The following is a 12,990-nucleotide window of genomic DNA, read 5'->3' as shown; positions in this document are numbered from 1 at the left end:
CGGCGGGGCGGCCGTGCGGGCTCGAGCGCACGCCGCCCGGCCGCGTCAGCTCGCGACCGCGACCAGCCCCGGCTCCGCGCTCGACGCCAGCAGCTCGTGCCGCGGCACGACGCGCACGGTGTACCCGAACGGCCCGGCGACCGCGAGCCGCACGGTGCCGGCGTACTCCTGCTGCCCGCCGGATCCGCCCACGGGCTCGAGCGCGTGCCGCACCACGTCCGTCAGCACGTCGCCCTCACCTGTCCGCCCGTGCACGACCTCGACCGTCACGTCCCCGTCGCCGAGGCCGCCGAGCGCGACCCACGCGCGCACGCGCAGCTCGTCGCCGACCTGCGCCTGGTGCTCGACGCCCTCCGACTCGACGTGCGCGACCTGCACCGACGGCCACGCGGCCGCGACGCGTCCGCGCCAGGCCGCCAGCTCGCGGGCCCGGGCCGAGCCGTCCGCCGCGACGACGGCCTGCGCCCGGCCGGCCGGCACGTACAGCCGCTCGACGTACTGCCGCACCATGCGATCGGCGCTGAGCTCGGGCGACAGCGTCTTGAGGGTGTGCCGGATGTCGTGCACCCAGCCCGTGGGCACGCCGTCGGCGTCGCGGTCGTGGAAGCGGGGGGCGATCCGGTTCTCGATGAGGTCGTAGAGCGCGGTCGCCTCCATCGCGTCGCGCTCGGCGCCGTCGTGCGCGCGGTCGGCCGACGGGATAGCCCAGCCGTTGCCGCCGTCGAAGTACTCGTTCCACCAGCCGTCGAGGATCGACAGGTTGAGCGCGCCGTTGAGCGCCGCCTTCATGCCGGACGTGCCGCACGCCTCGAGCGGGCGCAGCGGGTTGTTGAGCCAGACGTCGGTGCCCGGGTAGAGCAGCTGCGCCATGCCGATGTCGTAGTCGGGCAGGAACACGAGGCGGCCGCGGATCCCGGGCTCGGCCGCGAAGCGCACCAGCTCCTGGATGAGGCGCTTGCCCTCGTCGTCCGCCGGGTGCGACTTGCCCGCGACCACGATCTGCACGGGCCGCTCCGGGTCGGTCAGGATCCGGCGGAGGCGCTCGCGGTCGTGGAGCATGAGCGTGAGCCGCTTGTAGGTCGGCACGCGCCGGGCGAACCCGATGGTGAGGACCTCGGGGTCGAGCACGTCCTCGAGCCACGCCGGCTCGACCGCGCCCGGGTTCTGCTCGCGCCAGGCGCGCACGACGCGGCGTCGGGCGTCCTCCACGAGCTGGCGGCGCATCCGGCCGCGCACGTCCCAGAGGTCGCCGTCGCTCACGGCCGTCGACGACCAGTCGGCCGCCGTGGTGTCCCACGTGCCGAGGCGCTCGCGCGCGAGCGACATGAGCATCGGATCAGTCCACGTCGGCGCGTGCACGCCGTTCGTGACGCTCGTGATCGGCACCTCGTCGGTGTCGAAACCCGGCCAGAGCCCGGAGAACATGCCGCGGCTGACCTCGCCGTGGAGCTGCGAGACGCCGTTGGCGCGCTGCGCGAGGCGGAGGCCCATGAGCGCCATGTTGAAGACGTCCGGGGATCCGCCGTCGTGGAGCTCCGCGCCGAGCCCCAGCACGCGCTCCGGCGGCACCCCGGGCAGCAGCCGCTCCGTGACGTGCTCGCGCACGAGGCCGACGTCGAACCGGTCGATGCCCGCGGGCACGGGCGTGTGCGTCGTGAACACGGTGCCCGCGCGCACGACCTGCAGCGCCTCGTCGAAGTCGAGCCCGTCGGCCATGAGCGTGGAGATGCGCTCGACGCCGAGGAAGCCGGCGTGTCCCTCGTTGGTGTGGAAGACCCGCGGGACGGGCGCACCGGTGACGCGGGCGTGCGCGGCGATCGCCCGCACCCCGCCGATGCCGAGCAGCAGCTCCTGGTGCAGCCGGTGCTCTCCGCCTCCGCCGTAGAGCCGGTCGGTGACGCCGCGGAGGTCGTCGTCGTTCTCGGTCACGTCGGTGTCGAGGAGGAGCAGCGGGACGCGTCCGACGCGCGCCTGCCAGATCCGGGCGTGCAGCGTGCGGTCGGCGGGCAGCTCGAGGGCGACGTGGACGGGCGCGCCGTCGGCGTCGCGCAGCACCTGGAGCGGCAGGCCGTCGGGGTCGAAGACGGGGTAGGTCTCCTGCTGCCAGCCGTCGGAGGAGATCCCCTGGCGGAAGTAGCCGGAGCGGTAGAACAGGCCGACGCCCACGAGCGGCACCCCGAGGTCCGACGCGCTCTTCAGGTGGTCGCCCGCGAGGATCCCGAGGCCGCCGGAGTACTGCGGCAGCGCGGCGGCGATGCCGAACTCGGGCGAGAAGTAGCCGATCGCCTCCGGCACGTCACCCTCCAGCTGCTGGTACCAGCGCGGCTCGCGGACGTACGCGCGGAGGTCCGCCCGCTGCTCCTCGGCCCACGCGACGAACCCCTCGTCGGCTGCGAGCTCGCGCAGCCGCTCCTGGTCCACCGCGCCGAGCAGCGCCACCGGATCGTGGCCCGTCCCCTCCCAGAGCTCGGGGCTCACGTGCGCGAACACGCGGCGGGTGGGCTCGTACCAGGACCATCGGAGGTTCCCGGCGAGCTCGTCCAGCGCGGACAGCTCCTCGGGGAGGACGGCACGGACGGTGAATCTGCGGATGGCCTTCACGGGACTCCCTCGGACCGGACAGCGGCGGGCTGGCCCGCGCGGATGGCTCCCGAGCCTAGGGCCGCGGGGGGGCAGGGCACCAGGGTCGTGCCCGCGCGTGGAGGCTCCGTGGACACCTGCCGGACGGACGGTGTCGGGCGGGCGTCGGGCATCCGCACGGCGCCCGCCATCGCCGCGGCGAGCGACAGCCGGACGGCGCACGGGCTACGGTCGAACAGTGACCACACCCCAGGACGGACCCGATCCCCTCCCCCGCCCGGTGCGCGGCCGTGCAGCGCGCAAGGCCGCCAAGGCCCAGAAGCTCCAGGACGCCCAGAAGCCGCCCGAGGCCCGGCCCCCGCTCATCCCCGAGGCGCCCCCCGCGGAGCCGGTCGATGCCCCCGTGACGGTGGATCCCCCCGCCGTCGCCGAGGCTCCCGTCCCCGGGGTCCCCGAACCGGTCCCGGCCGAGCTCGCAGGCGTCGGCCTCGACGGCGTCGAGCCGGAGGCCCACGCCGACCCGCTGCCCGCGGACGCCCCGGCGGATCCCGTCGTGGAGCGCGCCACGGCCCCGCGTCACGCCGCGCCCGATGCCGAGGTCGACGCCCTTCCCGCCGAGCCCGCGCCCGAGTCGGGACCCGTGCCCGCGTCGGGACCCGTGCCCGCGCCCGGGATCGCCGTCGCGGATGTCACCGAGCCCGACGTGGAGGCTCCCGGCGTGACTCCCGCCGATGCGCCCGCGGCAGCCGCCCCGGCGTCGACCGACACCGCGACCGCGCACGGGTCCGAGCCCGCCGACGAGCCGTACGTCCCCGTCATCGGCCGCATCCCGATCCTGTCGCTCACCCCGCAGATCGAGGACGACCTCTGGCCCGCGAAGAGCTTCGTCCACGACGTGGTGCCCTTCGGCGCGACGATCTTCCGCGAGGGCCACGACCTCATCGGCGCCGACGTGCTCCTCACCGATCCCACGGGCGCCGTGACCGAGCACCGCATGCAGCTCGACGCCACGAAGCCCGGGCTCGACCGCTGGATCACGACGGCCCAGCTCGAGACGCAGGGCGTCTGGACCTGGCGCGTGAGCGCGTGGTCGGACGACTTCGGCACGTGGCTGCACAACGCGGAGATCAAGGTCCCCGCTGGCCTCGACGTCGACGTGATGCTCGCCCTCGGCGGTGAGGCGCTCGAGCGCGCCGCCGCCGACGAGACCCGCGACGCCGCCGACCGCGACGTCCTCCGGGCGGCGCTCGCCGGCATCTCCGACGCCGACGCCTCACCCGAGGCGCGCCTCGCCGCCGCGACGACCCCCGACGTCCTCGCCGCGATCGACCGCCTGCCCCTCCGCAGCCTCGTCACCCTCTCTCCCGAACGGACCATCGTGGTCGAGCGCGAGCGCGCCGCCGTCGGATCCTGGTACGAGTTCTTCCCCCGCTCCGAGGGCGCGGTCCAGCACGAGGACGGATCCTGGACGAGCGGCACATTCCAGACCGCCGCCGGCCGCCTCCCCGCGATCCGCGACATGGGCTTCGACGTCGTCTACATCCCGCCGGTGCACCCCATCGGCCGCACCAACCGCAAGGGCCCGAACAACACCCTCACGGCCGGCGAGCATGACCCGGGCTCGCCCTACGGCATCGGCTCCGAGGACGGCGGTCACGACTCCATCCACCCGGAGCTCGGCACGGCAGAGGACTTCCGCGCGTTCGTCGACGCCGTGGCCGACCACGGCATGGAGCTCGCGATCGACATCGCCCTCCAGGCCTCGCCCGACCACCCGTGGGTCACGACGCACCCGGAGCTGTTCACGACGCTGCCCGACGGATCCATCGCCTTCGCGGAGAACCCGCCGAAGAAGTACCAGGACATCTACCCGCTGAACTTCGACAACGACCCGGAAGGGTCGTACCGGGAGATGCTGCGCGTCATGCGCGTGTGGCTGGGGCTCGGCGTCAAGATCTTCCGCGTCGACAACCCGCACACCAAGCCGCTCGTGTTCTGGGAGCGCCTCATCCACCAGGTGATGCGCGACGAGCCCGACGCGATCTTCCTCAGCGAGGCGTTCACGCGCCCCGCGATGATGCGGACGCTCGCCAAGATCGGCTTCCAGCAGTCGTACACGTACTTCACGTGGCGGAACACGAAGCAGGAGCTCGAGGAGTACCTCACCGAGGTCAGCCACGAGACGAGCGACTACCTGCGCCCGAACTTCTTCGCGAACACGCACGACATCCTCACGCCGTACCTGCAGTTCGGCGGGCGCGCGGCGTACCGGATCCGCGCGGCCATCGCCGCCACCGCGTCGCCGTCGTGGGGCATCTACTCGGGCTACGAGCTGATCGAGAACGTCGCGCGCCCCGGCGCCGAGGAGAACATCGACAACGAGAAGTACGAGTACAAGCCGCGCGACTGGGCCCGCCAGGAGGAGCTCGGCGGGTCCATCGCGCCGGAGATCGCGCGGCTCAACGAGATCCGCCGCCAGCACCCCGCGCTCCGACAGCTGCGCAACCTCGACGTGCACTGGAGCGACGACGACTCGATCCTCGTCTACTCCAAGCACCTCGCGGCGGAGCACACGGGCACGGGCGAGGCCGACACGATCCTCGTCGTCGCCAACGTCGACCCGCACTCCGCGCGCGAGACCCAGGTCCACCTCGATCCCACCCGCTGGGGCCTCGCCGAGGACGCCGTGTTCGACGTCGAGGACCTCCTCACGGGCGACGTCTACACGTGGTCGACCTCCAACTTCGTCCGGCTCGACGCGTTCACGCACCCCGTGCACGTGTTCCGGGTCACCCCGACCGCATCGAAGGGATGACGGACATGACAGACACCACCCCCCAGCACGACCCGCAGGACCCGCAGGACCCGCAGCACGAGCTGCCCGGCGCCGACGTGGTCGTGCCGCCGGCCGCGGACGCCGACATCGAGCAGGGTGCCGACGTGGTCGTGCCCGACGACGACGACGGCGCGGCGGAGGAGGCGCCCGCCTCCGCATCCGACCCCATCCGCCTCCCCGAGGTCGGCGACGGCGACCTGCGCGCCGTCGCCGAGGGCGTCCACTCCGGACCTCACTCGGTCCTCGGCCAGCACCCCGTCGCGATCGACGGCGTCGGCGACGACCTCGTGGTCGTCCGCGCGCTGCGTCCGCTCGCCGACGCGGTCTCGGTGATCCTCTCCACCGGCGCACGCGTCGCGCTCGCCCACGTCGGCCACGGCGTCTGGCAGGGCGCGCACGTGCTCGGCCTGCAGGACTACCAGGTCGAGGCGCGCTACTCCGACGGCGGCACCTGGACGAGCGACGACCCCTACCGCTTCCTCCCGACCGTGGGCGACCTCGACCTGTACCTCTTCGGCGAGGGCCGCCACGAGCGCCTCTGGGACGTCCTCGGCGCCCACCACCGCGAGCACTGGGGCGTCGCGCAGACGTACTGGGGCGTCTCCTTCTCGGTCTGGGCGCCGCACGCCCGGGCCGTCCGGGTCATCGGCGGGTTCAACGGCTGGGACGGCGTGCAGCACGCGATGCGCCGCCTCGACGGCAACGGCGTCTGGGAGCTCTTCGTGCCGGGCGTCGAGCCCGGCGTCTCGTACAAGTTCGAGATCCTCACGCAGGCGGGGCAGTGGATCGAGAAGGCCGACCCCATGGCCCGCATGACCGAGGTCCCGCCCGCCACCGCCTCGCGCGTCGAGACGAGCGGCTACCAGTGGGACGACGCCGCCTGGCTCGAGGAGCGGGCCGCGCGCGACCCGCACGACTCCCCCATGAGCGTGTACGAGATGCACCTCGGATCCTGGCGTCCCGGCCTCGGCTACCGCGAGGTCGCCGGCGAGCTCGTCGCCTACCTCCAGGAGCTGCGGTACACGCACGTCGAGTTCCTGCCGCTCGCGGAGCACCCGTTCGGCGGATCCTGGGGCTACCAGGTATCCGGCTACTACGCGCCCACCTCGCGCTTCGGATCACCCGACGACCTCAAGTTCCTCGTCGACTCGCTGCACCGCGCCGGCATCGGCGTCATCGTGGACTGGGTCCCGGCCCACTTCCCGAAGGACGCATTCGCGCTCGCGCAGTTCGACGGCCAGCCGCTCTACGAGCACACGGACCCGCGCCGCGGCGAGCAGCAGGACTGGGGCACGCTCGTCTTCGACTTCGGGCACTCGCAGGTGCGGAACTTCCTCGTCGCGAACGCGCTGTACTGGTTCGAGGAGTTCCACATCGACGGCCTCCGGGTCGACGCCGTGGCCTCGATGCTGTACCTCGACTACTCGCGCGAGGAGGGCCAGTGGCTCCCCAACGTGCACGGCGGCCGCGAGAACCTCGAGGCGATCAGCTTCCTGCAGGAGGTCAACGCCACCGCGTACCGCACCCACCCCGGCATCGTGATGATCGCGGAGGAGTCCACGAGCTTCCCCGGCGTCACGCGCCCCACGAGCGACGGCGGCCTCGGCTTCGGCCTCAAGTGGAACATGGGCTGGATGCACGACAGCCTCGACTACGCGGCCGAGGACCCGATGTACCGCTCGTACCACCACGGCCAGATCACCTTCTCGATGGTCTACGCGTACACGGAGAACTTCCTCCTCCCCATCAGCCACGACGAGGTCGTGCACGGCAAGGGCTCGCTCGTCGGCAGGATGCCGGGCGACCACTGGCAGAAGCTCGCCAACGTGCGCGCCTACCTCTCGTTCATGTGGTCGCACCCCGGCAAGCAGCTGCTCTTCATGGGCCAGGAGTTCGGGCAGGTCTCCGAGTGGAGCGAGGAGCGCGGGCTCGACTGGTGGATCCTCGACCAGCCGGTGCACCGGGCCCTGTTCGACCTCGTCGGCGCGCTCAACCGCACCTACATCGACACGCCCGCGCTCTGGGCGCTCGACAACGACCCGGCCGGCTTCGAGTGGATCGACGCCGGCGACGCCGGGCGGAACGTGCTCGCGTTCCTCCGCCGCGACCGCGAGGGCAACCAGGTCGCCGTCGTGCACAACTTCTCCGGCGCGCCCATCCAGGGCTACCGGCTGGGGCTGCCGCAGGCGGGCGTGTGGGAGGAGATCCTGAACACGGACGCCGAGCAGTTCGGCGGATCCGGCGTCGGGAACCTCGGCGCCGTGCACGCGGGCGACGAGGGCTGGCACGGCCGCCCCGCGTCGGCGGAGCTGACGCTGCCGCCGCTCGCCGGCCTGTGGCTGCGGTTGGAGCAGGATCCGGAGGACCTCCGCCCCGTCGAGGCGCCCGCGCACGCGGCACCCGACGCGGACGAGTCGCGCGCAGACGGCACGCCGTTCGCCGAGCCGGACGTCCTGCCCGTGCTGCCGCAGTCGCCCGACGCGCAGCCGCCGGTCGAGGGGCTGTCCACGACGGACGACGCCCCCGGATCCGACGACGGCACCCCGCGGGTGCCCACGGTCTGATCGGATCGCGCAGACGACGACGGCGCCGCACCCCTCGGGGATGCGGCGCCGTCGTCGTCCGTGGGGACGCGCGTCCGTGCGGGACGCGCGTCAGTAGAGCAGGCGCGTGAGCTGGCGACGTGCCACGGCCACGCGAGGATCCTCGAGGCCGACGACCTCGAAGTGCTCGAGCAGGCGCTGGCGGATCGCCTCGCGACCTTCGGCGTCGGCCGAGGGGAACAGCTCGAGCAGGCGCGTGAACGCGTCCTCGACGTGCCCGCCGGAGAGGTCGAGGTCGGCGACGAGCAGCTGCGCGTCCACGTCCCCGGGGGCGGCCGCGGCGGCGCCGCGGATCTCGTCCGCCGCCTTCCCGTCGAGGCGCTCCAGGAGGCTCACCTGCGCGAGCCCTGCGACCGCGAGGGCGTCGCGCGGGTTCTGCGCGATGGCGGTGCGGTACTCGGCGGCCGCGGACGCGTAGTCGCCCTGCTCGATGAAGGCGTACGCCTCCGCGTGATGCGGCGGCAGCGGCTCCTCGACCGGGGCGGCCGGAGCGGCGGATGCATCGGGAGCCACGGCCTGGCCGGTCACGCCGTTCTGCTGCGCCAGCTCCAGCACCTGCTGGATGACGTCGCGCACCTGGTCCTCCGGGATCACGCCGGCGAACAGGCCGACGGGCCGTCCGCCGATGAGCGCCGCGACCGTGGGGACGGTCTGCGCCTGGAACGCCTGCCCGAGCTGCGGGCTCTGGTCCACGTCGATGCGCACGAGCAGCACGCGTCCGCCCTGCTCCGTGATCACGCGCTCGAGCACGGGCGAGAGCTCGCGACTCGAGGCGAGTCCCGTCGACACCAGCTCGACGATGACGGGCACCACGGACGAGATGTCGAGGAACTGCGTGAACGAGGCGTCGTCGGCCGCGAGCACGAGGCCCGGGACGTCCACCGTCTGCGGGGCGCCAGCGGCACCGGCACCGGCGGCCGGCGCGCCGGGTGCTCCGGGCGCAGGGGCCCCGGCCGGCGCTCCCGCGGGTGCGGCAGGCGCCTGCGCGCGGTTCACGAGCGAGGACAGGTCGACGGCGCCGCGGAGGCTGGCGGCGGAGGGGGGCACGTTCGTCATGGGAGCTCCTTGGCCGAGGTGATGTGGGTGCTGGAGGCGTAGAGGCGGATCTTCTCACCCGAGTTCACGGGCGGCACGTACATGAGCATCTGCGCCGTGCGGACGGTGTCGAAGCCCTTGGCCGAGTCGGTGAGCCCGGTGATCGCCTGGACCTCGGGGTTCGCGTTGACCTTCGCGCCCTCCGCGGTCGGCTTCGCGACGATGCCGAGCTTCACGGTCACGCTGACGAGCGCGCCCGACTCGACGGTCGACATGGCGACGGGCGTGGCGGAGTCGGCCGTGGCCGCGAACTCGACCGTGCCCGTCTCGCCGATCGACGCCGGGAAGTCGACCTTGCGCTTGGCGTCCTGCGCCCGCACGCCGTCGTCGGTCGCATCGAAGAGGGCGGCGTACTGGCTGGCGTCGCCGTTGTTCAGCACGTCCGCGTAGGCCGCGGAGAGCTGGTCCGGCTGCACGGCGAGGAGCTTGACGTCCGACGCGAGCCGCGCCGCGCCGATGGCGGCCGGGGCCACGTCCGGCAGGGCCGCCGTGGTGGAGATGGGCATCGCGTAGAGCACGCGGTAGTTGTCACGCGGGCTGTCCTGCACGAGCGTGAGCGACAGCGTGGGCGCGTCGTCCGTGTCGGGGTCCTTGACGACCGCCGCGACCGTGCGCGGCCACGCGACCGTGGCCTGCGGCAGCGTCAGCTGCAGGTCGCCCGCGGGGATCGCGGGGACGGCGGCGATGTCGGGCTTGGCCTTGCGCACCTGGTAGTCCGAGGTGCGCTCCTGCAGCGCCGGGCCGGCGAACCGGGGCGTGAGGGTGGCGGCGTCGAGCGACTGGTCCGCCGCGGTCGCGACCTCGGAGACGCGCGACACGATGCGCTCGGCCTGATCCTGCGTCACGACGGGCGGATCCGCGTCCTCCGCCTCGCGGGCGGCGTCGAGCGAGGAGGTCGGGGTGGGCGTCGCGGTGGATCCCACGCCCGCGGCGAGGTCGGCCGGAGCGCCCTGCGCGGTGCACCCGCTGAGCGCGAGGCCGGTGACGACGAGCACGGGCAGCGCGATGCGGCTGCGACGACCGCGGCCGCGGGGCGTCACGGGTGCAGCGCCGCTGCCGGCCGTCAGGGCCGCTCGACGGGCTGCCGGGCCGATGCGCGGGATGCGCGGGCCGCCGCGCGGCGGCAGGTTGCGGCGCGGTCCGCGGCTGCGACGCAGATGGCGGAGCGCGAGGAGGTACAGGACGAGCCCGACGACGAGCAGCACGATGCCGCCGACCACGAGCGGCACGACCCAGGGCGACTCGCCCTCGGACGGCCAGGAGAGCTCGACGTCGGCCGGCGCGGCGGCCTGGCCGTCGGTGGCGAGGATCAGGCTGACGTCGTCCGGGAGGCGGGTGCTCAGCTGCACCTCGCCCTGACCGGTCTGCTCGGAGAGCCAGAGGTCGGATCCGCGCGGGTCGGTCACCGTGGAGGTCGTCGCGGCCGCGGTGCCCGACGCGTCGGCGCCCGAGGCTGCCGCGGTGGGGCTCGGCGTGGGGGTCGGCGTGGTCGCCTCCGGCTGCACGACCTGGCTCGTCAGCACGCCCTGGTCGTCCATGGCGATGCGCGCGTACGGGCTGCTACCCACCCACGCCTCCACGTCCGTGGTGGGGCCGTAGGCCACGAACACCTCGCCGTCGCCGCGGACGACCGTGTCCTGCAGGCCGGGATGCGCGTTGAGCGTCTTCCCGTCGACGATCGCGTACGCGGCGTCGCCGGTGGACGACGTGGCCGCGGTGATGCGGTCGGGTCCCGCCAGGAACGTGTGCTGGGCGATCCCCAGCCCGATCATGAGGGCCGCGACCACGAAGGTCGCGATCGCCAGGACGAATCGCACGGGTGTCTCCTCTCGTGTCGTCGCGGGCGGCGGCCGCATGAGCAGCGATCGGATGACGACCGCGCCGGCCGACGAGCACGGATGCTCTCGCGACGCTCCGTTGTGCTGCAGGCGGACCGGCGGCGGACGACGACATCGAAGGATACCGGACGACCCTGGGAGCGCCTGCCTCGGCGGCCGCCGGCGCCGGGAGACGGACCGGGTCGCCGGCGGCCGACTCGGTAGGATCGGCACCTGCTGCGCCCCGCCCGGCGCCCGCGAGCCGCCCGCGAAGGAGTCCCCCGTGCCCCACGACGACACGCCGTTCAGCCCCGCCATGCGCGGCTACAACCGCGACGAGGTCGACCGGGCCGTCGCCGACCTGCGCCGCGAGCTGATCCGCTCGAACCAGCAGGGGGCAGAGCTGCGTGCCGAGGCCGAGCGCCTCCGTCGCAGCGAGCAGGAGCTGCGCGACGAGCTGGACGAGGTCGGCAGCCCCACGTTCGCCGGGCTCGGCAGCCGGCTCGAGGCCACGCTCCGCGTCGCCGAGGAGCAGTCGACCCGGCTGGTCGCCCAGGCGGACGCGGACGCCGGCCGGCTCCGCCGCGCCACGCAGGAGGAGACGGACGCGCAGCGCGCCGAGGCCGAGGCGACCGCCCGCCACCTCGTGGACTCCGCCCGGGCGCAGGCGGCGCACATCCTCGACGCCGCGCGCCGCGAGGCCGACGACCTGCACGAGCGAGCGGATGACCGCGCCGAGGGCCTCCGCAGCGACGCCGAGCGCGAGGCCGCCGCCCTCCTCCTCCGCACGCGCACCGAGGTGGCCGACCTCCGCGCCACCGCGGAGCGCGAGACGGACGCCCAGCGCGCCGAGGCGGCCCGCGAGGTCGCCGAGCTGCGTGCGCGCGTGGACCGCGAGACCGACGAGGCCCGCCGCGACGCCGCCGACCTCGCCCGCGACACGGTCCTCGCCCGGGGCGCCCTCGAGCGCGAGCTCGCCGACGCGCGCGCCCGGCACGACGAGTCGGTCGCCGAGGAGCGCGCCGAGCTCGACCGCGACGCGCGGGAGACGGAGGAGCGGCTGCGGCTCGACGAGGAGACCCGGCGCATCGCCCTCACCCAGCTCGAGGAGCAGACCCGCGCGGACCTCGACCGCGAGATCGAGCAGGCGCGCACCGACTGGGACCGCGAGCTGCAGGGCTCGCGCGACGACTTCGACCGCCGGATCCACGCGGAGCGCACGGCGTTCGACCGCGACGTGGAGGAGACCCGCGCCGCCCTCGAGCGGGAGATCGCCGAGACGCGCGAGGCGCTCGAGCTGGAGCTGGCGACCGCGCGCGGCGACCTCGCGCGCGACGTCGAGGAGGCTCGCACCGACCTCGCCCGCGACATCGCGCAGGGCACCGAGCGCCTGGAGCGCGAGACCCGGACGACGCGCGCCCAGCTCGAGCTGGAGGCCGTCACCGCCCGAACGGCCCTGGAGCGGGAGATCGCCGAGGCCGAGGCTCTCGAGGCCGACCGCCGGGAGGCCGAGCGCCTCCGTCTCGAGCGCGAGGCCGCCCAGACCCGGCGCGAGCTCGCCGCCGAGGCCGACGAGGCGCGCCTGCTGCTCAGCCGCGAGATCGAGCAGGGCCACCTCGACCTCGACGCCGAGATCACCGCCCGTCGCGACCACGACGCCCGTGACGCCGCCGAGCGCCAGCGCGAGGCCGCCGACCGCACGGCCGCCTATCTCGGCGAGGCGGAGGTTCGGCTGCAGGAGGTCACCGCCCTCCTCGACTCCACGCGCGAGGAGGCGGAGGCGCTCGCGAACGAGAGCCGCGACGCCGCGCGGAAGGCCAGGGAGGACGCCGACCACGACGCGCGCGCCGCCATCGCCGACGCGGAGCGCCGCGCCCGCCACACCGTCGCCGACGCGGAGCGCCGCGCCCGCGAGACCCTCGCCGACGCGGAGGAGCGCCTCGACCGCATTAGGATCGAGCGCGAGTCGGTGGCCGCGTACCTCGAGAACGTCCGCGGAGTGCTGACCCAGGCGGACGACTCCTCATCCGACGACGACGAACCCCGCACCGTGCGCTGA

6 protein-coding genes are annotated in these 12,990 nt (G+C 74.2%); 3 read left to right on the top strand and 3 right to left on the bottom strand.

Annotated features, from left to right (window positions below):
* Positions 1 to 45: 45 nt before the first annotated feature.
* Positions 46 to 2,601, bottom strand: a complete 2,556-nt coding sequence (gene glgP / locus FGD68_RS09370; RefSeq protein ID WP_104235390.1) for an alpha-glucan family phosphorylase — start codon at positions 2,599 to 2,601, stop codon at positions 46 to 48.
* A 217-nt stretch (positions 2,602 to 2,818) separates the two neighbouring features.
* Here glgP and FGD68_RS09365 point away from each other — a divergent pair, with 217 nt between their 5' ends.
* Positions 2,819 to 5,395, top strand: a complete 2,577-nt coding sequence (locus FGD68_RS09365) for a maltotransferase domain-containing protein (RefSeq protein ID WP_394803862.1) — start codon at positions 2,819 to 2,821, stop codon at positions 5,393 to 5,395.
* A complete protein-coding gene (gene glgB, locus FGD68_RS09360; RefSeq protein WP_119373322.1) occupies positions 5,392 to 7,980 on the top strand; it encodes a 1,4-alpha-glucan branching protein GlgB in 2,589 nt (862 codons plus the stop codon). Before FGD68_RS09365 ends, glgB begins: the two co-directional genes overlap by 4 nt.
* Before the next feature lie 90 nt (positions 7,981 to 8,070).
* Here the strand turns inward: glgB and FGD68_RS09355 are convergent, their stop codons facing one another.
* Complete coding sequence (locus FGD68_RS09355; protein WP_237609387.1) at positions 8,071 to 9,075, bottom strand: tetratricopeptide repeat protein; 1,005 nt, start codon at positions 9,073 to 9,075, stop codon at positions 8,071 to 8,073.
* Complete coding sequence (locus FGD68_RS09350; protein ID WP_237609386.1) at positions 9,072 to 10,931, bottom strand: hypothetical protein; 1,860 nt, start codon at positions 10,929 to 10,931, stop codon at positions 9,072 to 9,074. Before FGD68_RS09350 ends, FGD68_RS09355 begins: the two co-directional genes overlap by 4 nt.
* Before the next feature lie 283 nt (positions 10,932 to 11,214).
* On the opposite strand from FGD68_RS09350, the gene FGD68_RS09345 reads away from it, so the two are divergent.
* A complete protein-coding gene (locus tag FGD68_RS09345; protein ID WP_237609385.1) occupies positions 11,215 to 12,990 on the top strand; it encodes a coiled-coil domain-containing protein in 1,776 nt (591 codons plus the stop codon).

Origin of the sequence: Clavibacter californiensis (assembly GCF_021952865.1) — a bacterium.
GTDB classification, from domain to species: Bacteria; Actinomycetota; Actinomycetes; order Actinomycetales; family Microbacteriaceae; genus Clavibacter; species Clavibacter californiensis.
Note: the sequence above shows the minus strand (reverse complement) of the source record. Positions and strands in the feature narration are given on the sequence as shown.

What these genes read in the sequence shown, in the direction of transcription:
- FGD68_RS09355 (WP_237609387.1), bottom strand. Translation starts at nt 9,075, where the DNA reads ATGACGAACGTGCCCCCCTCCGCCGCCAGCCTCCGCGGCGCCGTCGAC.
- glgB (WP_119373322.1), top strand. Translation starts at nt 5,392, where the DNA reads ATGACGGACATGACAGACACCACCCCCCAGCACGACCCGCAGGACCCG.